The sequence below is a fragment of the Acidovorax sp. LjRoot204 genome, assembly GCF_056175785.1.
This window is the reverse complement of sequence record NZ_JBGFFF010000081.1, coordinates 1-22,455: the sequence shown is the minus strand read 5'-3', so window position 1 is coordinate 22,455 and position 22,455 is coordinate 1. Positions and strand designations below refer to the sequence as shown.

General features: G+C 66.6%; 20 protein-coding genes and 1 riboswitch. Of the genes, 11 read left to right on the top strand and 9 right to left on the bottom strand.

Annotated elements, in window-relative coordinates:
- On the top strand, nt 1–552 hold a 552-nt coding region (locus tag AC04MI_RS15075; RefSeq protein WP_476498066.1), incomplete at its 5' end, for a TetR family transcriptional regulator.
- 68 nt (nt 553–620) lie between these two features.
- On the top strand, nt 621–1,808 hold the full coding sequence (locus AC04MI_RS15070; protein ID WP_476498065.1) for an amidohydrolase family protein: 1,188 nt from the start codon (nt 621–623) through the stop codon (nt 1,806–1,808).
- A gap of 90 nt (nt 1,809–1,898) precedes the next feature.
- Here the strand turns inward: AC04MI_RS15070 and AC04MI_RS15065 are convergent, their stop codons facing one another.
- Entirely contained in the window at nt 1,899–2,693 is a 795-nt protein-coding gene (locus tag AC04MI_RS15065) for an outer membrane lipoprotein (RefSeq protein ID WP_146870270.1), read from the bottom strand.
- A 316-nt stretch (nt 2,694–3,009) separates the two neighbouring features.
- Complete coding sequence (locus tag AC04MI_RS15060; RefSeq protein WP_109790948.1) at nt 3,010–3,984, bottom strand: YihY/virulence factor BrkB family protein; 975 nt, start codon at nt 3,982–3,984, stop codon at nt 3,010–3,012.
- Between the two features lie 328 nt (nt 3,985–4,312).
- On the opposite strand from AC04MI_RS15060, the gene AC04MI_RS15055 reads away from it, so the two are divergent.
- The 4 genes from AC04MI_RS15055 (at nt 4,313) to AC04MI_RS15040 (ending at nt 8,986) form a co-directional block, all read left to right on the top strand.
- A complete protein-coding gene (locus AC04MI_RS15055; RefSeq protein ID WP_436076582.1) occupies nt 4,313–5,086 on the top strand; it encodes an SDR family oxidoreductase in 774 nt (257 codons plus the stop codon).
- 70 nt (nt 5,087–5,156) lie between these two features.
- Nucleotides 5,157–6,857, top strand: coding sequence for a long-chain fatty acid--CoA ligase (locus AC04MI_RS15050; RefSeq protein WP_436076583.1), 1,701 nt, complete (start codon nt 5,157–5,159; stop codon nt 6,855–6,857).
- Between the two features lie 107 nt (nt 6,858–6,964).
- The gene (locus AC04MI_RS15045; RefSeq protein WP_436076584.1) at nt 6,965–8,125 is read left to right on the top strand and encodes a serine hydrolase domain-containing protein; all 1,161 of its coding nucleotides are present in this window, start codon (nt 6,965–6,967) and stop codon (nt 8,123–8,125) included.
- A 318-nt stretch (nt 8,126–8,443) separates the two neighbouring features.
- Nucleotides 8,444–8,986, top strand: a complete 543-nt coding sequence (locus AC04MI_RS15040) for a shikimate kinase (RefSeq protein ID WP_056057143.1) — start codon at nt 8,444–8,446, stop codon at nt 8,984–8,986.
- A gap of 624 nt (nt 8,987–9,610) precedes the next feature.
- On the opposite strand, the gene AC04MI_RS15035 is transcribed toward AC04MI_RS15040, so the two are convergent.
- Both AC04MI_RS15035 and AC04MI_RS15030 read right to left on the bottom strand, forming a co-directional pair.
- Complete coding sequence (locus tag AC04MI_RS15035; protein ID WP_082522291.1) at nt 9,611–10,081, bottom strand: penicillin-insensitive murein endopeptidase; 471 nt, start codon at nt 10,079–10,081, stop codon at nt 9,611–9,613.
- A 157-nt stretch (nt 10,082–10,238) separates the two neighbouring features.
- The gene (locus tag AC04MI_RS15030) at nt 10,239–11,168 is read right to left on the bottom strand and encodes a LysR family transcriptional regulator (protein ID WP_436076586.1); all 930 of its coding nucleotides are present in this window, start codon (nt 11,166–11,168) and stop codon (nt 10,239–10,241) included.
- Between the two features lie 158 nt (nt 11,169–11,326).
- Between AC04MI_RS15030 and AC04MI_RS15025 the strand changes: the two genes are divergently transcribed.
- Nucleotides 11,327–11,728 (top strand): RidA family protein, encoded by a 402-nt coding sequence (locus AC04MI_RS15025; protein ID WP_056742291.1) that lies wholly within the window; start codon nt 11,327–11,329, stop codon nt 11,726–11,728.
- A 75-nt stretch (nt 11,729–11,803) separates the two neighbouring features.
- Here AC04MI_RS15025 and metH read toward each other — a convergent pair whose 3' ends face one another.
- The 3 genes from metH to AC04MI_RS15010 all read right to left on the bottom strand — a co-directional run bounded on the left by metH (nt 11,804) and on the right by AC04MI_RS15010 (nt 16,018).
- A complete protein-coding gene (gene metH / locus AC04MI_RS15020) occupies nt 11,804–14,557 on the bottom strand; it encodes a methionine synthase (RefSeq protein ID WP_476498064.1) in 2,754 nt (917 codons plus the stop codon).
- Nucleotides 14,558–14,577: 20 nt separating this feature from the next.
- Nucleotides 14,578–14,677: riboswitch (S-adenosyl-L-homocysteine riboswitch) on the bottom strand.
- Between the two features lie 41 nt (nt 14,678–14,718).
- The gene (locus AC04MI_RS15015; RefSeq protein WP_436076588.1) at nt 14,719–15,474 is read right to left on the bottom strand and encodes a hypothetical protein; all 756 of its coding nucleotides are present in this window, start codon (nt 15,472–15,474) and stop codon (nt 14,719–14,721) included.
- An 88-nt stretch (nt 15,475–15,562) separates the two neighbouring features.
- Nucleotides 15,563–16,018: a PACE efflux transporter gene (locus AC04MI_RS15010; RefSeq protein WP_056057131.1), complete on the bottom strand. Its 456-nt coding sequence runs from the start codon at nt 16,016–16,018 to the stop codon at nt 15,563–15,565.
- 74 nt (nt 16,019–16,092) lie between these two features.
- Between AC04MI_RS15010 and AC04MI_RS15005 the strand changes: the two genes are divergently transcribed.
- On the top strand, nt 16,093–17,034 hold the full coding sequence (locus tag AC04MI_RS15005) for a LysR family transcriptional regulator (protein WP_436074260.1): 942 nt from the start codon (nt 16,093–16,095) through the stop codon (nt 17,032–17,034).
- 33 nt (nt 17,035–17,067) lie between these two features.
- Here the strand turns inward: AC04MI_RS15005 and AC04MI_RS15000 are convergent, their stop codons facing one another.
- Entirely contained in the window at nt 17,068–17,904 is an 837-nt protein-coding gene (locus tag AC04MI_RS15000; RefSeq protein WP_476498063.1) for an MBL fold metallo-hydrolase, read from the bottom strand.
- A gap of 98 nt (nt 17,905–18,002) precedes the next feature.
- On the opposite strand from AC04MI_RS15000, the gene AC04MI_RS14995 reads away from it, so the two are divergent.
- A complete protein-coding gene (locus AC04MI_RS14995; protein WP_436074258.1) occupies nt 18,003–18,992 on the top strand; it encodes a GlxA family transcriptional regulator in 990 nt (329 codons plus the stop codon).
- Nucleotides 18,993–19,308: 316 nt separating this feature from the next.
- A complete protein-coding gene (locus tag AC04MI_RS14990) occupies nt 19,309–20,220 on the top strand; it encodes a PPK2 family polyphosphate kinase (protein WP_476498062.1) in 912 nt (303 codons plus the stop codon).
- Nucleotides 20,221–20,277: 57 nt separating this feature from the next.
- Here AC04MI_RS14990 and AC04MI_RS14985 read toward each other — a convergent pair whose 3' ends face one another.
- Entirely contained in the window at nt 20,278–21,042 is a 765-nt protein-coding gene (locus AC04MI_RS14985) for a hypothetical protein (protein ID WP_436076589.1), read from the bottom strand.
- Between the two features lie 282 nt (nt 21,043–21,324).
- Here AC04MI_RS14985 and AC04MI_RS14980 point away from each other — a divergent pair.
- The coding region (locus AC04MI_RS14980) for a Glu/Leu/Phe/Val family dehydrogenase (RefSeq protein ID WP_476498061.1) at nt 21,325–22,455 on the top strand (1,131 nt) is incomplete at its 3' end.

The window sequence follows — 22,455 nt, the reverse complement described above, 5'->3', positions numbered from 1 at the left end:
ATCTCCAAGGCCGCCAAGTCCTTCGACCGGATGATCTATTACTACTTCGGCAGCAAGGAAGGCCTGTTCATCGAGGTGCTGGAGGAAACCTACCGGCGCATGAACGATGCGGAGTCCAAGCTCGACCTGGACACCGCCAAGCCGGTGGAGGCGCTGCAGGCGGTGATCCGCTTTGTGGTGGGTTACTACCGCAAGAACCCCGAGTTCATCACGCTGCTCAACACCGAGAACCTGCACAAGGGCAAGCACATCTCCAAGTCGATGCGCGCCCGTGAATACTCGTCGCCCGCCATCGAGGTGATCCGCCGCGTGCTCGAAAGCGGCCAGGCGCAGGGGCTGTTTCGCAAGGACGTGTCGGCGCGCGATGTGTACCTGCTGATCGCCGCCACGGGCTACTTCTACATGTCCAACCGGCACACGCTGTCGGCCTTTCTCGGTGAAGACCTGGAGACGCCCGACGCGCTGGCGCACTGGGAATCGTTTGTCATCGACAGCGTGCTGCGCACCGTGGCACCCGGCCCCAGCCTGCCCAAGGGCAGGGCAGCGGCCTGAATCAACAAGAGATTTTTCCCTGCGGGGTGCCGCGTGGTGCCCCGCCCACCACCCCACGAGGAGAATCCATGGCAGAAGCAGCAGCAGGCGGCAAATCGGGCAAGGTCGTCATCCAGAACATCGGTCTTTTGTTGTCGGGCGACCTGGACCACCCCATCCTCGACGCCGACACCATCGTGGTGAATGACGGCCTCATCGTGGCCGTGGGCCGCTACAAGGACTGCGACACCGACCACGCCAACACCGTGATCGACGCACGCCAGACCTGTGTGGCGCCGGGCCTGATCGACAGCCATGTGCACCCCGTGTTTGGCGACTGGACGCCGCGCCAGAACCAGATCGGCTGGATCGACTCGACCATGAACGGCGGCGTGACCACCATGGTCTCGGCCGGTGAAGTGCACCTGCCCGGCCGCCCCAAGGACATCGTGGGCCTGAAGGCGCTGGCCATCACCGCGCAGCGCTCGTTCGACAACTTCCGCCCCGGCGGCGTGAAGGTGATTGCAGGCGCCCCGGTGATCGAGAAAGGCATGACCGAGCAGGACTTCAAGGACCTGGCCGACGCCGGTGTGACCCTGCTGGGTGAAGTGGGCCTGGGCTCCGTCAAGGCCGGCTACGAGGCCCAGCAGATGGTGGCCTGGGCGCGCAAGCACGGCATCCAAAGCACCATCCATACGGGCGGCCCGTCCATCCCGGGCTCGGGCCTGATCGACAAGGACGTGGTGCTGGAGGCCGAYGCCGACRTSATCGGCCACATCAACGGCGGCCACACCTCGCTGCCCKRGRAGCATGTGTGCGAGCTGTGCGAGAAGWSGTCCCGCGCGATCGAGMTSGTGCACAACGGCAACGAGAAGATTGCCATCCAGGCCGCGCGGGCGGCCATCGAACTCAAATGCCCGCACCGCGTGATTTTGGGCACCGACGGCCCGGCGGGATCGGGCGTGCAGCCGCTGGGCATGCTGCGCATGATTGCGCTGATATCGAGCTTTGCCGACATCCCCGCCGAACTGGTGTTCTGCTTTGCCACGGGCAACACGGCGCGGATCCGCAACCTGAACTGCGGCCTGATCGAGGTGGGCCGCGCGGCGGACTTTGTGTTCATGGACCGCGCCCAGCACACCGCCGGCGCCACGCTGCTCGAAAGCGTGCAGCTGGGCGACATCCCGGGCATTGGCATGGTGATGATCGACGGCCTGGTGCGCTGTGGACGCAGCCGCAACACGCCGCCTGCGACCGAGATCCCAGTGGTGCTGTAACCCGCCAACCAAGCGGCAATCAGCCAACGGCTGAACAAAACAAAAGCCCGCGTTTGCGGGCTTTTGTTTTGGGGGAAGCGACTGCCGGGCTCAGTAGGTGTCCGACACCCGCACCGCACCTGGCTGGGGCTGTGGCTGCGCATAGGGGTCTGCCGCCCGGGCCGAGCCGCCCTGATCCACGCGGAAGCCCTTGCCCTGCAGCACCACGGGCGTGCCCACAGCAGTGGGTTCAGCGCGCTGGAAGTGGCGCAGCGAGCCGTCTTCCATGCGCACCGCCACCTGGTACACCGTGTGGGTGCGGGTGCGCTCTTCGACCTTGTGGCCCACATAACCACCGCCCACGGCACCTAGCACGGTGGCAGCGGTGCGGCCGCTGCCCTTGCCGATCTGGTTGCCCACCACGGCGCCCAGCACACCGCCGGCCACGGCGCCCACGCCCGTGGCGGGGGCAGCTTGTTGAACCGCCTGCACCGATTCGACACGGCCGCAGCTGCGGCACACGGGGGCTGCCGCACGCACAGGCTGGGCAGCGCCCCCGGGGGCCATGCCACCCGCCATGTCACCGGACCGGCCTGCGCTGCCGCCGGACTGCGGACGGTAGTTTGCTCCGCTATTCATAGCATTCTGGGCAGGTACAACCGGCGCTTGGGCTCGTTTTTCTTCAATGATTTCGGATTCGGGCGTGCGGGGGGCCGCCGCCAGGGTGGCGGGGGCTGTCGCATCGGCTGCTGCCGAGGGCGTACGGTTTTGCATCACCAGGGTGGCGCCCAAGGCCAGCACGCTCACGCCCAGCGCGCCAATGGCCGCCCACATCCATTTCAGGGCTGGTCCGGCGGGGGCTGCTGCGGGTACGGGCGAGGCAGGAGAAGAAACAGTCAGGTTCATGGTCATGTCCTTGTTCATGTCGGAGAAATCCGCACGGGGCGGCAGGTAGATGTGCGCTGCACGCCCGCTACGGAATGGGGCCGTGGTGTTTCAACGGCCTGGATGGTGCAAAGGTACACAGCGGGGGGCGCTGCGGTGTGGCCGGTTTGTAAGCGGCAGTAAGCAGCGGTAAACCAGCTTGGCCAGCACTTGCGGCGCCAGGCCCCGCATATAGGCCCTGCCCGCACGGCCCGGCAGCGCAACGGGCACCATCGCAGCGGCCCGAACGATCCGGGCGCCGCGCTGGCCCCAGCTTGTTGTGCGCTGTTGCCAACATTTACAGCTCCTGCACCCGCGCGCGGGCCGCAGCCGTCCATCGGGCCCAGCCCACCGGCCGGCGTGGCCCGGGGTGCAAGGCCTGCTCCAGCGCCTGCGCACAGCTGGCAGAAAACAGCAGGATGGCCGATGAAAAATAGATCCACATGAGCAGCACCACCAGCGAGCCCGCCGCACCATAGGCCGACACCACGGCTGCTGTGGACAGGTACCACGCCAGCAGCTGCTTGCCCACCGTGAACAGCGTGGCCCCCACCACGGCGCCCATCACCAGGTAGCGCAGCGATGGCTTGGGGCCCGCGCCGATGCGCATGAGCCCCACAAACAGGGCCACGGCAAACCCGAAGGCAATGGCTTCGTTGACGACCTGCAGCAGCGGTGCCAGGGGCGCCAAGGTGGGCAGGTGTGCCACGGTCAGCCGCTCTCCCGCCCAGCCCGCCAACAGGTGGATCAGCGTGGACAGCGCCAGCGACACCATGAGCAAAAAGCCCAGCGCCAGCACATAGGCCAGCCCCCGCAGCCGCAGCGACGCCATGCGCCACCACGCGGCCCGCTGGGGAGGTGTGTAGCCATCCCGGCGCCACAGCCGCTCCAGCGCCGACTGCAACTCCACAAACACCCCGGTGGCGCCCGAGACCAGCACCACAAACCCGATGGCCGATGCCAGGCGCCCCTCGGACGGGGCCTGGGCGCTGGCCATGGCCTGGCGCACCACATCGGCCACCTGCTGGCCCATCACCGACTGCACCTGGGCGACCAGGCTGCTCTCCAGGTAGCTGCGGTCCACCCACCAGCCCAGCACGCCCACCAACAGCAGCAGCAGGGGCGCCAGGCTGAGCATGCCGTAGAACGACATGGCCGCGCTCATGCGCAGCCCATCGGCGTCCAGCCACATCTGCGCGGCGCGCCAGAACGGCTGCACCAGGCGCCACAGGGGCAACAGGGGCTGGGCGATGCGGGCAAGCGAAGTCGCCATCAGGGACGGAGGGGACGCGGTCATCCCCGCGAGCGTAAGGCCTAGCGGCGGCCCCATCCATCCGCCRCAGCCGCGAGGCGGGGTAGGCGCTGTCCCACAGGCAGCGTGCCGGGCGCAGCGCACAGAGTTTCAAAGGTGACAGCACCGGTTTTACACGGTGCCTGGGCAGGGCTAGCATGGGGCGCTGTCGGTTGACTCGACCGCCATTGACACAGCGGCCACCGCCGCCCCAGCCGCACCTCCTCACCCACCCTGCGGGCCACAAGCCGCTGGGCTGGTCTTGGCATTCATTCACCTTCCCCCCTCTCTGCACGAAAGCGTTTTCTCCATGAGCATCAAGCAACTCTTCGATCTCACCGGCCAGGTCGCCCTGGTCACCGGCGGCTCGCGCGGCCTGGGCCTGCAGATGGCCGAGGCCCTGGGCGAAATGGGCGCCAAACTCGCCATCACCGCGCGCAAGGCCGATGAGCTGGCCGACGCCAAGAAGCACCTGGAGGCGCAGGGCTACGAGGTGCTGACCGTGGTGAACGACCTGCAAAAGACCGAGGACATCCCCGGCTTGGTGGACCGGGTCGTCGAGCGCTTTGGCACCATTGACATCCTGGTCAACAACGCTGGCGCCACCTGGGGTGCCAAGGCCGAGGACTACCCAGACGCCGCCTGGCACAAGGTGATGGACCTGAACGTGAGCGCACCGTTCTTCCTGTCGCGCGAAGTGGGCAAGCGCTGCATGATCCCGCGCGGCAAGGGCTCGATCATCGTCACGGCCTCGGTGGCCGCGCTCAAGGGCACGCCCCCGGGCATGAACACCATTGCCTACAACACCTCCAAAGCCGCCGCGCTGCACTTTGCGCGCACGCTGGCGTCCGAATGGGGGCACTACGGCGTTCGCGTCAATGCGATCTGCCCCGGCTTCTTCCCCAGCAAAATGGCCAGCGGCCTGATTGAAAAGCTGGGCCCTGCGATGATCGAGCGCACGCCCCTGCGCCGCATTGGCGGCGAAGAGGACCTCAAGGGCGCGGTGGTGTTCCTGGCGTCCAACGCCTCGCGGCACATCACGGGCGAGTCCATCGTGGTGGATGGTGGCGCTAGCTTGATTTAACGCCCCCTGGGGCGCGACCTGCTTCGTCAGGTCTGCGCCCCGCACGAACCAACCCAGAGTGCCGTAACCCATGTCCGACCGCCACCTCGCCCATTGGCCGCCCGGCCTGTCGCGCCACCTCACGCTGCCGCAGACCCATCTGTTCCACAACGCCGAGGTGTCGGCCGCGCGGTACCCGGACAAGCCTTTTCTGGTGTTCTACGACACGCTGGTGACCTTCCGGCAGTTCCAGCAGCAGGCGGAGCACATTGCGGGCTTCTTGCAGCAGGTGTGTGGCGTGAAGGCGGGCGACCGGGTGCTGCTGTACATGCAGAACAGCCCGCAGTGGATCCTGGCGTTCTACGGCATCCTGCGCGCCAACGCGGTGGTGGTGCCGGTGAACCCCATGAACCGCACCGACGAGCTGCGCCACTATGTGCACGACAGCGGCGCGACCGTGGCCTTTGTGCCGCAGGACCTGCATGCACAGGCCCAGCCGCTGGTGGATGTAGCGGGCGAAGAGTCTGGTGAGGGCAAGCTCCAGCACCTCATCGTGGCCGCGTACAGCGACTACCTGCAGGTGCCCACCGACCTGCCCGTGCCCGCTTTCGTGTCGGCACCGCGCCAGGCCATTGATGCCCCGGGCGTCACGCTGTGGAGCGACATGCTCGCGCAGCAGCGCACCCCCGGCCCCATCACCACCGGGCCGGACGACCTGTGCGTGATGCCCTACACCTCGGGCACCACGGGCCACCCCAAAGGCTGCATGCACACGCACCGCAGCGCCATGAGCACGCTGGTGGGCGGAGTGCAGTGGTTTGCGCGCACGCAGGATTCGACCTACCTCGCGGTGCTGCCGCTGTTCCACGTCACCGGCCTATCGGGCAGCATGAACGGCCCGCTGTTTGTGGGCGCCACCGTGGTCGTGCTGCCGCGCTGGGACCGTGACGCGGCCGCCCAGCTCATCCAGCGCTACCGGGTCACCATCTGGCAGGCCATCTCGACTATGGTGGTGGACTTTCTGGCCAACCCGCGCATTGCCGACTACGACATCAGCAGCATCCAGGCCATACGCGGCGGCGGCGCGGCCATGCCCAAGGCCGTGGCGCAGCAGCTGAAGGACCTGACCGGACTGGACTACGTGGAGGGCTACGGCATGTCCGAAACCATGGCCGCCACCCACATCAACCCGCCCCACCACCCCAAGCCGCAGTGCCTGGGCATCCCGGTGTTCGACGTGGATGCGCGCGTGGTGGACCCGGCCACCTTCGCCGAACTGCCACCGGGCGAGATTGGCGAGATCGTGGTGCATGGCCCGCAGGTCATGCTGGGTTACTGGAACAACCCGCAGGCCACGGCCGACAGCTTTATCACGCTGGACGGCAAGCGTTTTCTGCGCACGGGCGACCTGGCGCAGGTGGACGAGGACGGTTACTTCTTCATGGTGGACCGGCTCAAACGCATGATCAACGCCTCGGGCTTCAAGGTCTGGCCCGCCGAGGTCGAGGCCATGATGTACGCCCACCCTGCGATCCAGGAGGTGTGCGTGATCGCCGCCCACGACGAGCGCCGGGGCGAGACGGTGAAGGCCCTGGTCGTGCTGCGCGACGCCTTCAAGGGCCAGGTGAGCGAGCAGTCCATCATCGACTGGAGCCACGAACACATGGCCGCCTACAAAAGCCCACGCATCGTGCAGCTGGTGGACAGCCTGCCCAAGTCCGGCACGGGCAAGGTGCAGTGGCGCGAGCTGCAGGAGCAGGAACGCAGCCGCGCGGCCGGTACAACGCCCTGAAACCCGCATTGAAGGCTTGCCAGATTTGCTCTGTTTTTGATAGCTGTCAGCGTAATATCCACTAGCGCTACCGGCCCAAATTGCCTCAAAACCCTCCTCCAGCCGCCATGAACCCCTCTGCCCTCGCCCGCCTGCGCTCTGTGCTGCAAACCCATGTGGACCAGGGCCTGCTGCCCGGTGCCGTGGCCCTCATCCACCACCAGGGCCACACCGTGCTGCACACGGCCGTGGGCCACCAGCGCCCGCCCAGCGCCGAGTCGGCAGTGCCCGCGATGGCGCCCGACACGGTGTTCCGCATCTATTCCATGACCAAACCCATCGCCTCGCTGGTGGCGATGATGCTCATGGAAGAAGGCCGCCTGCTGCTGTCGCACCCCGTGTCGCACTACCTGCCCGCGTTTGCAGGCCAGCGCGTGTACGACGAAGCCACCGGCACCACCACCCCGGTGCAACGCGAGGCCACGGTGCACGACCTGCTGCGCCACACCGCCGGCCTGAGCTACGCGTGGGAGGCGGGCACGGTGCCCGACGCCTACCGCGCGGCGCGCATCGGCTCGCGCCGCCACAGCAATACCGAGCTGGCCGCCGCGCTGGGCCCCTTGCCCCTGGTCCACCAGCCCGGCACCCGCTGGGAATACAGCCGCGCCACCGACGTGCTGGGCGCGGTGCTGGAGGTGATCGAGGGCGAAAGCTTGAGCGCCATCCTGCAGCGCCGCGTGTTCGGCCCGCTGGGCATGCACGACACGGGCTTCTCGGTGCCTGCCGCCCAGCAGCACCGCCTGGCCGAAGCCTTTGAGCGCGACCCGCAGACCGGCATCGGCATGCCACTGATCGACGTGACCGCGCCGCCCGTGTTCGAGTCGGCCGGTGGCGGGCTGGTGTCAACCGCCAGCGACTACGCGCGCTTCTTGCAGCTCATGCTGGGCCGGGGCACCGCCCCCGGGCCCGATGGCCTTGGCGCCCCTGTTCGCCTGCTGGGCCGCGCCACGGTGGACTTCATGACCGCCGACCACCTGGGCGCCCTGCCCGTGGCGGGTGACATCCTGCCCACCGGCTACGGCTTTGGTCTGGGTGTGGCCGTGCGCACCGCCACCGGCCAGGCTACCCGCCCCGGATCGGCCGGGCACTACAGCTGGAGCGGCCTGGGCGGCACCTTCTTTTTTGTGGACCCTGCGGAAGACCTGTTCGCGATCCTGCTCACCCAGGCGCCCGGCCAGCTCAGGTATCTGTGCGAGCTGTACCCGGCGCTGGTGTACGCCGCACTGTGATTAGGACACCCCCCTGAGCGCACGCCACCGCGCAGCCACCAGAGGCGACAGCTCTTCAGGCCGTCCAAGCCTGCGCAGGCAGGCTTGGAGCCGCGGCCCTCAGCCCCCCGCTTCGCGCTGCGCGCGGGCAGGGGGACGACGCCCTCGCTGCGGGGCGGCCCTTGCTCGGCGTCCCTGGCGGGGGCAGCGCCAGTTGCAAAGGCTACGCTCTACGCCCGGCGCCAGAGGGGCAGGCTTACACTCAGCGTCCAGTTACGGCACGCAACACAGCCCCACCCGCAGTGCGCTGGCCCTCCCCCAGACYTCTTTTTTGAACCTATGCAGATTCGCTGCGCACTGGTCGGCATGCCCGGCTCGGGCAAATCCACCGTCGGCCGGCAACTGGCCCACCGGGCGGGCGTGCCCTTCATCGACCTGGACCACCGGCTGGAACAGACCCTGGGCACCACCATCCGCAGCTTCTTCGAGGCCGAAGGCGAAGCCCGCTTTCGCGACATCGAATCCCAGGTGCTGGCCGACGTGGCCCAGCAGCCCGGCGGCATGGTCCTCTCCACCGGCGGCGGCGCCGTGCTGCGCCCCGAGAACCGCGAGGTGTTGCGCCAGTTCGGCAATGTGCTGTACCTGCGCGCCTCGCCCGAAGAAATCTTCAAGCGCGTCAAACACGACAAGACCCGCCCCCTGCTGCAAGGCGGTAACCCCATGGACAAGCTGCGCGACCTCTACGCCCAGCGCGACCACCTGTACCGCGAAACCGCCCACTACGTGATCGAGACCGGGCGGCCTTCGGTGCACACGCTGGTCAACATGGTGATGATGCAGTTGGAGATGGCGGAGAGTGCGGGTGGGGCGGACCCGGGCTAAAGCGAAAAATGCCTTGGTGCAACCCTGATCAAAGGGCTTAGGCGGTTTTGGAATGGGCCAGGCACGGACAACCCACCGCGGCCATGCATCCGCATGCGTCCTGCCTAGCGGAGAAAACGCCCCCTATTGAGCAGCAGGTCGTCTGGCCTTACTCAACAGATATTGCCGCCGATGCTTTTCCCGTCTTTCAGATCAAAGCCGAAATAGCAGCTGTAGTCGGATGGGGAATAGCGAATGCACTGAAGGCGGTCACGGACTCTTGCACGCGTTTTCGGGTCGGACCCACACTCACTCTTCACGTCGGGCCCCATGCGGTCAAACAAGTCGCGTGCAGCTCTACCCTGCACATGGAATGACACTTTGGCGTCTTGGGCTGTGGGTGCTGCTGGATCGCCCAAACCTCCAGAGTAAATTGCCATTTGCGCATTGACTGGCTTGAATTCAAATGCCCAGTCTGCGGCTATCGCGCCTGCACACATAAGCAATACTCCGATAACCGCAACACCTTTTCTCATTCCTAAGCCTTTACTTGTTTATATAGAAACATGGAGTATTTATCTTGACCGGTGGCAGCACTTATTAATGAAACGCAACCAGTCGCCCGAAATCAATACTCGGGAATGATCAAATTCGTACTTCCACATGCAAATGGTCATCGTGTCCATTCATATAAGTAGCATTGGCAATTTTGGGATCATTGAATCCAACCTTTTTTACCATGCCAGTCTGCCAAATTAAATTTACTAACCTTTGCGTCGCGGCTTGGTCGTAGTCTTTGCTAGACCAGCGGACGGGCTGCTTCAGCCCATCCTTGCGAATGGGACGAATATCGACCTCCAGACCGCTTCTGTGGCTAGCATGCGGTGGAAATTTTTTTCCTTCGGCCAAACTGATGTTACCAATGCCGATTTTTCGCTCTTCTGTGATGCTCCAGCCATGCTCAAGTTTGAAAATGAAATTCAGCATTTGCACATGGGCATATTGCCCTCTTCCACCGAAAGGAGTTCCATAGGTGTAATAGCCAGATTCCTCCGGCATTTGAGGCAGCATGAAAAATCCGCGTTTATCCTGAGGTACTGGTGAAGAATCTGTCATTTATACAACTCCCTTTTGCGAGCGATTGTATGAATGCGCTCTTTAAATCAGATAACTGTTTCCAACTCTTACAGCGCACACTATGGGTGCTGTAGGCTGGTACCAACAGGCATGCCTCTTTCGCTTCACGAACAATTCCATCGGACCAAGGTGCGTCTTATGGGGCCCTCGAAGAGCGATGAATCGGCGCATGCAGCGCCATCAACCCCGCCACCCATTCGATAAACACCCGCACCTTGGCGCTCACATGCCGTTGGGGCGGGTAGGCCACGTACAACGGCATCGGCTCCAGCGTCCAGTCCTGCAGCAGGGGCACCAGCTCGCCAGCCGCAACGTGGGGGCGGGCCATGTAGTCGGGCAGCCAGAGCACGCCCAGGCCCGCCAGGCCTGCGGCCAGGTAGGCGTTGCCGTCGTCCACAGCGCAGATGTCGTAGCCTTGGGCGCGCACATGTTCGGTGCCGCGGCGCATCTCGAAAGGCAGAGGCTGGCCGGTGCGCGCCCACAGAAAACCCACGGTGCGATGGTGAGGTCCTTCCAGCGCCTGCGGGTGCTCGGGCGTGCCCGCGCGCAGCAGGTAGCTGGGGGCGGCGTACACGCGCAATTGCAGATCGCCCACATGGCGTGCGACGAGCGCCGGGTTGGTGAGGGCACCGCCGCGCACCACGCAGTCCACGTTGTCGCCCACCATGTCCACTGGGCGGTCGCTCACGCCCATGTGCAGGAGGATGTCGGGGTACTGCGCGTGGAACGCGGGCAGCGCGGGGATGAGGACCAGGCGCGCCAGGGGGCTGGGCACGTCCACCCGCAGGCGGCCCCGGGGCGCGGCGGCGGCGGTGGAAACGCTGGCATCGGCATCGTCCAGGTCGGCCAGCAGGCGCACCACGCGCTCGTAGTAGGCAGCACCATCGGGCGTGACCTGCACGCGCCGGGTGGTGCGGTGCAGGAGCTTCACGCGCAGGCGGGCTTCGAGCTGCTGCACCAGTTGCGTGACGGTGGTGCGGCTCAGGTGCAGGGTGAGGGCAGCCTTGGTGAAGCTGCCGGATTCCACAACGCGGGCAAAGGCCTGCAGAGCGTCAAAACGGTCCATGGCGTACAGGTAGTTGAGGCGTGCCGAAGGGGCGGCATGCCCGCCATTGTTTGGCGATCAGGAACAGTGGTGCACAGATTAGCCGGTTTATCGGAACAACGCGCGCTTCTACAGTGCCTTCATCGCAATCATCTGCCCTGCAGAACGAAAGGAATCCCATGCCCCACCGTGATGTTGTCTTCCCCGCAGGCCGCCAGGCGCTGTACGAGCGCAACCGCTATTCGCCCGCCGTGCGCGCCAACGGCTTCTTGTTTGTCTCGGGCCAGGTGGGCAGCCGCGAGGACGGCTCGCCCGAGCCCGACCTGAAAGCCCAGGTGCGCCTGGCGTTCAGCAACCTCAACGCCGTGCTGCACGCTGCAGGCTGCACGTTTGATGACGTGGTGGACGTGACGATGTTCGTGGTCAACCCGGAGGCGAACTTCGAGACCGTCTGGGGCGTCGTGCCCGAGTTCTGGGGGGAGGCGCCCTACCCCACGCTCACCGGCATCGGGGTGACCTGGCTGTACGGGTTCCAGTTCGAGATCAAGGTGATCGCGAAGCTGCCTGGCTATAAGGGCTGATGGGCCGGAACATTTGAATCAAACAGGCTTCCAGCGCTTATCGAACAAGCGCTGGAAGCTATTCAATTCATAGCATCACAGGTTCGGCGCCAGCAGCCGCTCCAGCACCTTCTCCTCCATGCCCCGGCGCTGGGCCATGTCGTGCAGTTGGTCTTCGCCAATCTTGCCGACGTTGAAGTACACGCTGTCGGGGTGGCCGATGTAGAAGCCGCTCACGCTGGCGGCGGGCATCATGGCCAGGCTTTCGGTGAGCGACATGCCGATCTCGCCAGCCTGCAGCACGCGGAACAGGTCGGTCTTGGCGCTGTGGTCGGGGCAGGCSGGGTAGCCRGGCGCGGGGCGGATGCCSYGGTACTTCTCGGCRATCATGTCSTCGTTGCTSAGSSCYTCAYCGGSMGCRTAGCCCCASAGGTCGGTGCGCRCGCGGTGGTGCAGSGMTTCKGCAAAGGCYTCGGCCAGSCGGTCGGCCAGSSYCTTGARCATGATGGCGGAGTAGTCGTCSAGSKCGTCGATGAAGGCTTTTTCCTTCTTCTCGATGCCCAGGCCCGCCGTCACGGCAAACATACCGGCGTAGTCGGCAATGCCGCTGGACTTGGGCGCCACAAAGTCGGCCAGGCAGCGGCTGGGGCGGGTCACGCCGTCGATGGTGTGTTTCTCGGCTTGCTGGCGCAGGCCGTACCAGGTCATGGCCACTTCGGTGCGGGTGTCGTCGGTGTAGAACTCGATGTCGTCATCGTTCACGCTGTTGGCGGGCAGCAGGGCCATCACGCCGCTGGCCGTGAGCCACCGGCCTTCGATGATCTTCTTGAGCATGGCCTGCCCATCGGCAAACACACGCGTGGCTTCCACGCCCACGATCTCGTCGGTGAGGATGGCGGGGTACGGGCCGGCCAGGTCCCAGGTCTGGAAGAACGGGCCCCAGTCGATGTACTTGGCCAGCTCGGCCAGGTCGAAGTTCTTGAACACGCGACGGCCCAACGCGCGGGGCACAGCGGGCTGGTAGGCCGACCAGTCCACGGGCGTCTTGTTGGCGCGGATCTTGGCCAAGGGCCACAGGGGCGTGGCCTTTTTGTTGGCGTGCTGGGTGCGCACCTTGTCGTAGTCGGCGTTCAGCTCATCCACGTAGCTCTGCACGCCGTCGCCCAGCAGGCTCTGCGCCACGCTCACGCTGCGCGAGGCGTCGGGCACATAGACCACAGGGCCTTCGTAGTGCGGCGCGATCTTGACAGCGGTGTGCACGCGGCTGGTGGTGGCGCCACCGATGAGCAGCGGGATCTTCTTGATGCGGAAGTGGTCGTCCTTCTGCATCTCGCCGGCCACGTACTGCATCTCTTCGAGGCTGGGGGTGATCAGGCCCGACAGGCCCACGATGTCGGCCCCCTCGACCTTGGCGCGCGCCAAAATCTCGTGGCASGGSACCATCACGCCCATGTTCACCACCTCAAAGTTGTTGCACTGAAGGACCACGGTGACGATGTTCTTGCCGATGTCGTGCACGTCGCCCTTGACGGTGGCGATGACGATCTTGCCCTTGCTGCGCACGTCGCGACCAGCGRSTTCATCCTGGCGCTTTTCTTCCTCGATGTAGGGAATCAGGTGGGCCACGGCCTGCTTCATCACGCGGGCGCTTTTCACCACCTGGGGCAGGAACATCTTGCCCGCGCCGAACAGATCGCCCACCACGTTCATGCCGTCCATGAGCGGGCCTTCGATCACGTGCAGCGGGCGCCCACCCTTGGCCAGGATGGCGCGATAGGCCTCTTCAGTGTCTTCGGTGATGAAGTCGGTGATGCCATGCACCAGCGCGTGCGACAGGCGCTCGCCCACGGTCTTGGGGTGCTCGGGCGTTCCGCGCCATTCGAGCTTCTTGCTCTCGTCCTTGGCGCCGCTCTTGGCGGTTTCGGCGATCTCCACCAGGCGCTCACCCGCGTCGGGGCGGCGGTTGAGCACCACGTCTTCCACACGCTCACGCAGCACGGGCTCCAGGTCGTCGTACACGCCCACCATGCCCGCGTTGACGATGCCCATGTCCATGCCCGCCTGGATGGCGTGGTACAGGAACACCGTGTGGATGGCCTCGCGCACCGGGTCGTTGCCGCGGAAGCTGAACGACACGTTGGACACACCGCCCGACACCTTGGCGCCCGGCAGGTTCTGCTTGATCCAGCGCACGGCCTCGATGAAGTCGACCGCGTAGTTGTTGTGCTCCTCGATGCCGGTGGCCACCGCAAAGATGTTGGGGTCGAAGATGATGTCCTCGGGCGGAAAGCCCACTTCATCGACCAGCACGYGGTAGGCACGTTCGCAGATCTCGATCTTGCGCGCGTAGGTGTCGGCCTGGCCCACTTCGTCAAACGCCATCACCACGGCCGCAGCGCCATAGCGCTTGACCAGCCGCGCCTCGTGCTTGAACTTCTCCACGCCCTCTTTCATGCTGATGGAGTTGACGATGCCCTTCCCCTGGATGCAGCGCAGACCGGCTTCGATCACCTCCCACTTGGAGGAGTCCACCATGATGGGCACACGCGCGATGTCGGGCTCGGACGCGATGAGCTGCAGAAAGCGCACCATGGCCGCCTTGCTGTCGAGCATGGCCTCATCCATGTTGATGTCGATGACCTGCGCGCCGTTTTCCACCTGCTGGCGCGCCACGGCCAGGGCCTCTTCGTACTGGCCGTTCAAGATCATGCGCGCAAACGCCTTGGAGCCGGTGACGTTGGTGCGCTCGCCGATGTTGACGAACAGCGTGCCCTCGCCGATGGAGACGGGCTCCAGGCCGGACAGCTTCATGGGGGGCAGGGACGGGGCAGACGCGGACATAGGACTCACCTGTGCAGGGGCAGCAGAAAAACAGGTGAGCGTCGTTGCGGTGGGGCTTGAATAGCTTTTGGGTACCCAAGCCTGACGGCCCCGTCGTGGTGAGAGGCCGCTGCAACGCTCCTTGGGCAGATGCGGATTTTACCGGGTGATACGAGCTGGCGTTCGCCGCATCAGCGCACAGGCAGGAATTGCAAAAAGGTGCCGCCCACAATGCCCTGCACGTAACTGATGGCAGCGCGGCGGTACTTTTCGGTGGTGAACGCGGCCAGCAGGTCCAGCCGCGCGATGATCTTGCCGAACTCGCGCTCGAAGCTCAGGTTGCGGCCCTGCTGGCCGATCTCGTCGGCCAGTAGCAGGGGCTGGCCCTGGGCGTTGCGGCGCTGCGCCAGCAGCCACACGGCGGTCTCGACGTTGCGCGCGGCGTTGTAGAGGTGCTGGGCGTCCATGCCGTCGAGCAAGAAGAACTCGGTCTTGCCGCCGTGGGCCGTGATGATCATGTCGGCCGTGGCGTAGATGAAGGCCGCCACGCGGTCGCCCGCAAATTCGGGTGCCAGGGCCAGCGCCATGGCGGCGATGTCGCGGCGGCCCTGCAGTGGGGCCCAGGGCTGGCGCTGCAGCACGGCGGTGCGCAGCTGCTCCAGCGCCTGTTCGCGGCTGGTGGCGCTGCCCTTGCGCCATTCGGCGGGGTTGCGGCGGTAGAGCTTGTCGGCCAGGCGCAGCAGGCCGTCCAGGTTCTCCTGCATGGCCAGGGTGGCCATGCGGTTGGCGTCGGACTGGGCCAGTTCGGCGGCATGGGTGGGCGCACCCTTCACCTCGCCGCGCGGCGTGGGAGCGTTGCTGGTGCAGCCTGCCAGCACGCAGCAGGCCGCCACACCGGCCCAGCGACCCGGCAATCCCCGCAGCAGCAACAAAAACGGCCCTCGCATGGGGCCGATTATGGGTGGCGGCCGAGCGCCCCTGCCCGCCGCCGCACGGCGGTTGACATTGTTTGAAGAAGCGCGCCCTGGGCTGTTGCTACGACGCCGCCATGGCCGATGCGGGCAGGCCGAACAGGTGGTCAAACACCCAGTTGAAAACAAAGGTGTAGCAAAGGAAGAACACGATGAGCCCCAGGTCCATCACAAACGCGTGCCACAGGCTCACGCCGAACCACCAGGCAAACAGCGGCACCAGTGTGAACACCAAGCCGCCCTCAAACCCGATGGCGTGCGCCACGCGCCGTGCCACGCTGCGCCCGCGCACGGGCTGGCGTGCCTCCCAGCGCTCGAACGCCCAGTTGAAGACGATGTTCCAGACGATGGCGATCACCGAGGCTGCCACCGCCACCACGCTCGAATGCCCCGCGCCCTGGCCCGTGAGCAGCGCCAGGCCCACCGTGGCGGCGCCGATGGCGATCAGCTCGTACAGGGTCACGTAAATCACTCGGCGCTTGACGCCTTGCAAGCCAAAAAGAGTGGGTGTCTTGTCCATGGCTAGTACTTTATATTCGCCGTACTGACACATAAAGTCAGCTTATTTCAGTTTTATTGACAGATCAAACCGCCATGGCCTTCAACTCTGACAGCGTGCAGGTGTTTCTGACCGTGCTCGACCACGGCTCGTTCTCGGCCGCCGCGCGGGCCTTGTCGCGTGTGCCGTCGGCCGTGAGCATGACCATCGCCCACCTGGAGGCCGAGTTGGATGTGCAGCTGTTTGACCGCAGCGGACGCGAGCCCCGCCCCACCGCCGCCGCCCGCGCGCTGGAGCCCCAGGCCCGGCTGCTGGCGGGCCAGCTGCAGCAGCTCAACGCCCAGGCGCTGGCGCTCACCCAGGGGCTGGAGGAGCGGCTCACGCTGGCCATTGCGCCCGAGCTGCTGGCCTCGCGCTGGACGGAGGCGCTGGCGGCACTGGCGCAAGAACACCCGCTGCTGCAGATCGAGGTGCTGGCAGCGCCGCAGGTGGATGCGCTGGCGCTGCTGCACAGCGGCCGCGCGCAGCTGGCGCTGGTGTTCGAGCGGCCCAGCATCGACGGGCGCGAGGGCTTTCAGGAGGTGGGCACCGAAACCCTGGTGGCGGTGATGGCGCCGCAGCACCCGGTGCTGGTGGCCGCCCGTGCCGCCGCCCAGGCACGGGGTGCCCCAACGGAGGACGCCATGCTGCGCGAGGAGCACCTGACCACCACGCGCCAGATCGTGGTGGCCAGCCGCGACTTGGCACAGACCGACCCGCGCTTTGTATTTGCCCGCCACCACTGGCGCACCGACAACCACCTGGCCGCGCTGGGCCTCATCGAAGCCGGGATGGGCTGGGGCTGGCAGCCGCGCGCGCTGGTGCAGTCGCGCATCGAGGCAGGGCGGCTGGTGGAAATGCCGTTCGAGAACCTGAGCAACGGCACCGCGCTGTGGGTGGACGTGGTGTGGTCCAAGGAGCGGCCGCTGGGCCTGGGCGCCGCTCGGTTTGTGGCGCTGATGCGGGACCAGCGGGCGCTGGAGGCCGAGCTGGCATGAGTTAGGCCGTTTTTAGGCGGTAGCGCTAGTCGATCATGCCGTGGCAGCTACCAAATTCATAGCGTTTCTTTGGACAATGGGTCCGGGGTATTCGCGGCACTCGCCGTCCTCGGGCACCCACAGGCGGTGCGCCCACCCGCCGCGCTGCGCCAGGGCGCGCACCTGGGCACGGGTGGTGGGGCAGTGGTCCAGGGCCTCCAGGTGGTTGACCACCACGGCGCCGGTCGTCAGCGCGGCGGCCTGTGCGACCTCGGCGGCGTCCATCAGGATGTCCGCGCCCAGGTCAAACCGGGCGCCACCGGCGGGCAACACGGCCACACCGGGCCGCAGGTGCTGCAGGCAGTCGCGCACCGGGGGCGTCAGCACCGTGTCGCCCRCCAGGTACACGCTGGGCTCGCCCGGCAGCTCCAGCAGGTAGCCGTGGCCATGCTCCATGAAGCGCGCCACCCAGCCCCGCCCATGGGTGCAGGCCACGGGCGTGACCTGGCCGCCCAGCGCAAAAGGCTGGCGGCCCTCGCCCGCCAGCGGCAGCACCTGCAGCCCACGCTGCGCCAGGTATGCGGCGTCGTGTGGCATGCACAGGACGGGAATCTGGCGCTCCCGCAGGAACTGCTTGCCCGCGCGGTCCAGGTGGTCAAAGTGCCCACGCTGGCAATGGGTGATGAGCGCGTGGGTCACGCGCTGCAGCGCCGTGTCGGCCTCGGCGGGCAAATCCACCAGGGGGTTGCGCTGGCGCCGGGTGCCCAGGTAGCGCAGTGCAGGCAGGCTGCCTCGGGGCGCGAGCATGGGGTCCACCAGCAGGCCGACAGGGCGGCCCGCGTGCTGAAACTCGAGCAGAACGGTGGCGTTGCGTAGTTGGGTGATGAGCATGGGGGGCTTTCAGTGGGAAGGGGTGTTGCCATTGTTGAAAAACAGGCCTCCCCTGAAAATGGCGCAGATTGACAATTTCTTGCGCTTTTGTGCCACCCATGGTTTCTCCGCCCTCTGCACCCCAACCGCCTTTGCGCGTGGCGCTGCTGCTCTACCCGGGCTGCATGCCCGCCGGCCTGTTTGCGGCGGCGGACATGGCACGCGCCGCCAACCTGCGCGCGCAGGCCAGCGTGATGGACATCTGCTGGGCGGGCGTGGACCTGTCGCCCGTGCCCACCTGGCAAGGCCCTGCGCTAGCCCCCACCGTGGCGCTGCAGCATGCCGAGGCCGATGTGGTGCTGGTGCCGGGCCTGTGGCTCTCGTCGCCCGACCAGCTGCAGGGGCCGCTGCAGCAGCTGGCCCCGGTGGTACAGGCCATGCGCGCGCTGCCCCGGCGCACCCAGCTGTGGAGCTACTGCGCGGGCGTGGTGCTGGCGGCTGCCAGCGGGCGGCTGCGCGGCCAGGGCGCCACAGCCACCTGGTGGTTGCGTGCGGCGCTGGAGCAGCAGTTTGCGCCGGTGGACTGGCGCTTTGACGAGCCGCTGGTGGCCGGCCCCACCGCCACCACGGCCGCCGGGGCCAACGGCTATCTGCCGCTGATGCTGCACGCGCTGGCCGCGCGCCTGCCGCCCCAGGCATTGACCGACCTGCAGGAGCTGCTGATGCTGCCCCGCCCCCGCACGGCGCACCCCGCATTTGCCGGGCATGACCTGATGACGCTGGCCGACGCCGACCTGCGCCGCGCCATGCTGTGGGTGCAGCGCAGCCCCGCCACCGATCTGCGACTGCCTGCGCTGGCCCAGGCGCTGGGCCTCTCGCCCCGTACGCTCGCGCGGCGGGTGCAGGCCCACACGGGCCTGACGGCGGCCTTATGGATGCGCCGCATCAAGCTGCGCCAGGCCAGCGAGGCGCTGTGCGACACGCCGCTGCCGCTCAAGCGCATTGCCGAAGACCTGGGCTTTGCCAGCGAGGCCGGGCTGCACCGCGCGTTCCGCCAGGCCACGGGGCAGACGCCGCTGGCCTACCGCATGGCACATGGCGCGCGCTAAGGGATCCTCTGCACGAATCGAGCGGCAAGTGGGCGCTGCGGATCGGGATGGGCTGCAAGGCGCAAAAACGCAGCAATAGCCGCAGCTATTGCGAGTATTTGCAACGCCGCAGACCGCCCGAGACCGCAGCTGCACACGGCGCGGTGATTTGTGCAGAGGGTCCCTCAACGGCTCCTGCGTCAATTTTCAAGCCCAATCTGCCCCAAGCGCTAGTGAATCATGCGCAATAAGCTATCAACTTAATAGCATCATGTTTTCGTGGAAGAGGAGACCGCGCCACTGCTGCTGACGTACGATGGCCCATCGAGGAGCCCGCATGAACCACCCGTTTCACAGCAGCAACAAAGACGTGGCCCAGCGCTGGTCGCAGTGGCAGCCGGACGCGCCGCAGCACGACGACGAGAAGCGGCCAGACGGCCAGCCCGAGCGACGCAAGGCCGGCAAACACCGCCGCACGGTGGCGCTCAAGGACTTTGATCCGTCGGCCAAGCCGTTTTCGCTGGGCGACAAGCTCAAGGACAAGGCCGCCACCGAGTCGATTGCGCAGGAGCTGGACACGCTGCAGAACCTGTTCTACGCCGACAAGCGCTACAAGCTGCTGGTGATCCTGCAGGGCACGGACACAGCCGGCAAGGACGGCACCATTCGGGGCGTGTTTGGCCGCATGAGCGCGCTGGGCGTGCACGCCGTGGGCTGGAGCGCCCCCACCGAGGCCGAACGTGCCCACGACTACCTGTGGCGCATCCACCAGAAGGTGCCCGGCGCGGGCGAGATCACGGTGTTCAACCGCAGCCACTACGAGGACGTGCTGGTGCCCGCCGTGAACGGATGGATCACCCCCGAGCAGCACCACCAGCGCTTTGGCCACATCAACGACTTCGAGCGCATGCTCACGCACACCGGCACCATCGTGCTCAAGTTCATGCTGCACATCAGCGCTGACGAGCAGCGTGAACGCCTGCAGGAGCGCCTGGACGACCCGGCCAAGCACTGGAAGTTCTCGATGAGCGACATCGAGGMACGAAAGCAGTGGAGCCAGTACCAGAAGGCCTACGAAATGCTGCTGGCCGCCACGCACACGCCCTGGGCGCCGTGGACCATCGTGCCTGCCAACTCCAAGACCCACCGCAACCTGATGATCGCCACGCTGGTGCGCGAAGTGCTCACCGGCCTGGACCTGCGCTACCCCCCGGGCGACCCGGCGCTGCAGAAGATCCGCATCGAATAGGCTCCGCACCGCTGCGGACACGGCAGCGGGCGGCGCAAAGACAGGCTGCGCATGCCATCACTGGCCCGGCGGGCATTCGGGGATGCGGCCCCAGGCGTCGCCGCAGAAGTTCTGCCGTGTGCGGGTGAGGCAGCTTGCGCGCGACAGCTCGTTGCTCATGGCCGCACACTGGGCCAGCGCACCGCGCAAGCGGGCCAGGCTGTCGCCGGGCGACGGCGCGGGCGCTGTAGGCGCTGCGGGCGGCGGCCACGGTGCATTGTCGGCCGGTGCCACCGTGCGTGGCTTGCCGGTGGCAGGCAGCGATGCCGCATCGGCCACGCGGGGCGCGGTGACAGGCGTGAAAGGCGGCGCAGAGGCCGCAGATGCAGACGACGGCGCAGCAGCAGCGGTACTGCCTGGTGCGGACGCAGCGGCTGCCGGGTGTGCGCGTTCGGATTCAATGATTTCCTCCACCGGCTCGGGGCGGGCAGGTGCAGGCTCCGCAGTGCCCGCGGTGCCGGGCACTGCGGCAGGGGCTGCGACGGCCGCGCCCTGCTGCGGGGGCGGCACGGCATCGGGCCGGCCCAGCAGGTACCAGGCCGCAACGCCCGCCACCACCAGCAGGGCCACTGCGGCGCCTGCGTAGGCCATGGCCGGTCGCTGGCGCGCCGGGCCCGCAGCAGGGTGCTCGTCGTCATCGAACACAAACTCCATCGGCGCCGGTGCAGCGGGGGTGGCGAGGTTGGCCTCTGCCTCCAGGGGCTGGGCGCACTTCACGCACCAACGCGCCGTAGGGTGGTTGGGCGCCTGGCACTGCGGGCAGGCGGTGTAGGTCACGCTCATGGGATTTCCCTCTCTTTTTTCATGGTCCCGGCGGTCCGGTGTGTGCCCGGTGCAGCGCCTGGTTCTGCGCCGGGCTGGCCGAGTCTAGGCGCAACGGGCCGCCCGGCAAGGTCCGGGCCCACGGGTCGCTACCCCGCCGGTAGATTGCCGCACTGCAGCATGGGATGGGGTTACGTCAAACTATGCATCAAATGCATAACCCACAAACACACCGGCCTTGGACAGTGCCCGGGCCGAGGCATAAGCTTCGCAGTCTGAACTGATCCCACAAGGAAATTCACCATGTCAAACCCCGTCGGCGCCCCCGCCGCACAATCCCACCCCCTGCCCTCGTACCTGCAGGCCGACCACCTCGGCCCCTGGGGCAACTACCTGCAGCAGGTGGACCGCGTCACCCCTTACCTGGGCAGCCTGGCGCGTTGGGTGGAAACGCTCAAGCGCCCCAAGCGCATCCTGATCGTGGACGTGCCGATCGAGCTGGACAACGGCACCATCGCCCACTACGAAGGCTACCGCGTGCAGCACAACCTGAGCCGCGGCCCSGGCAAGGGCGGCGTGCGCTTCCACCMGGACGTSACGCTGTCCGAAGTGATGGCCCTGTCGGCCTGGATGTCGGTGAAGAACGCCGCGGTGAACGTGCCCTACGGCGGTGCCAAGGGCGGCATCCGCGTGGACCCCAAGAAGCTGTCGATGGGTGAGCTGGAGCGCCTGACGCGCCGCTACACCAGCGAAATCGGCCTGCTGATCGGCCCGTCCAAGGACATCCCCGCACCCGACGTGAACACCAACGGCCAGATCATGGCSTGGATGATGGACACCTAYTCSATGAACGTSGGCGSCACCGCCACCGGCGTGGTCACCGGCAAGCCCGTGGACCTGGGCGGCTCGCTGGGCCGTGTGGAAGCCACCGGCCGTGGCGTGTTCACCGTGGGCGTGGAAGCCGCCAAGCTGACCGGCCTGGCGCTCGACGGTGCCCGCGTGGCCGTGCAGGGCTTTGGCAATGTGGGTGGCATTGCCGCCAAGCTGTTTGCGGAGGCGGGTGCCAAGGTGGTGGCGGTGCAAGACCACACCGGCACCATCTTCAACAGCAAGGGCGTGGATGTGCCCGCCCTGCTGGCGCATGTGAAGACCCGTGGTGGCGTGGGCGGCTTTGCGGGCGCCGATGTGATGAAGGCCGAAGAGTTCTGGGGCGTGGATTGCGAGATCCTGATCCCTGCCGCGCTGGAAGGCCAGATCACCAAGGACAACGCGGGCCAGATCAAGGCCAAGCTCGTGATCGAAGGCGCCAACGGCCCCACGACCACCGAGGCCGACGACATCCTGCACGACAAGGGCGTGCTGGTGCTGCCCGATGTGATCGCCAACGCCGGCGGCGTGACAGTGAGCTACTTTGAGTGGGTGCAGGATTTTTCC

What these genes read in the sequence shown, in the direction of transcription:
- AC04MI_RS15010 (WP_056057131.1), bottom strand. Translation starts at nt 16,018, where the DNA reads ATGGACAAGACACCCACTCTTTTTGGCTTGCAAGGCGTCAAGCGCCGA.
- AC04MI_RS15045 (WP_436076584.1), top strand. Translation starts at nt 6,965, where the DNA reads ATGAACCCCTCTGCCCTCGCCCGCCTGCGCTCTGTGCTGCAAACCCAT.
- AC04MI_RS15065 (WP_146870270.1), bottom strand. Translation starts at nt 2,693, where the DNA reads ATGAACCTGACTGTTTCTTCTCCTGCCTCGCCCGTACCCGCAGCAGCC.
- AC04MI_RS15055 (WP_436076582.1), top strand. Translation starts at nt 4,313, where the DNA reads ATGAGCATCAAGCAACTCTTCGATCTCACCGGCCAGGTCGCCCTGGTC.
- AC04MI_RS14985 (WP_436076589.1), bottom strand. Translation starts at nt 21,042, where the DNA reads ATGAGCGTGACCTACACCGCCTGCCCGCAGTGCCAGGCGCCCAACCAC.
- AC04MI_RS15030 (WP_436076586.1), bottom strand. Translation starts at nt 11,168, where the DNA reads ATGGACCGTTTTGACGCTCTGCAGGCCTTTGCCCGCGTTGTGGAATCC.
- AC04MI_RS15015 (WP_436076588.1), bottom strand. Translation starts at nt 15,474, where the DNA reads ATGCGAGGGCCGTTTTTGTTGCTGCTGCGGGGATTGCCGGGTCGCTGG.
- AC04MI_RS15040 (WP_056057143.1), top strand. Translation starts at nt 8,444, where the DNA reads ATGCAGATTCGCTGCGCACTGGTCGGCATGCCCGGCTCGGGCAAATCC.
- AC04MI_RS15025 (WP_056742291.1), top strand. Translation starts at nt 11,327, where the DNA reads ATGCCCCACCGTGATGTTGTCTTCCCCGCAGGCCGCCAGGCGCTGTAC.
- AC04MI_RS15005 (WP_436074260.1), top strand. Translation starts at nt 16,093, where the DNA reads ATGGCCTTCAACTCTGACAGCGTGCAGGTGTTTCTGACCGTGCTCGAC.
- AC04MI_RS15035 (WP_082522291.1), bottom strand. Translation starts at nt 10,081, where the DNA reads ATGACAGATTCTTCACCAGTACCTCAGGATAAACGCGGATTTTTCATG.
- AC04MI_RS15060 (WP_109790948.1), bottom strand. Translation starts at nt 3,984, where the DNA reads ATGGCGACTTCGCTTGCCCGCATCGCCCAGCCCCTGTTGCCCCTGTGG.
- AC04MI_RS15050 (WP_436076583.1), top strand. Translation starts at nt 5,157, where the DNA reads ATGTCCGACCGCCACCTCGCCCATTGGCCGCCCGGCCTGTCGCGCCAC.
- AC04MI_RS14995 (WP_436074258.1), top strand. Translation starts at nt 18,003, where the DNA reads ATGGTTTCTCCGCCCTCTGCACCCCAACCGCCTTTGCGCGTGGCGCTG.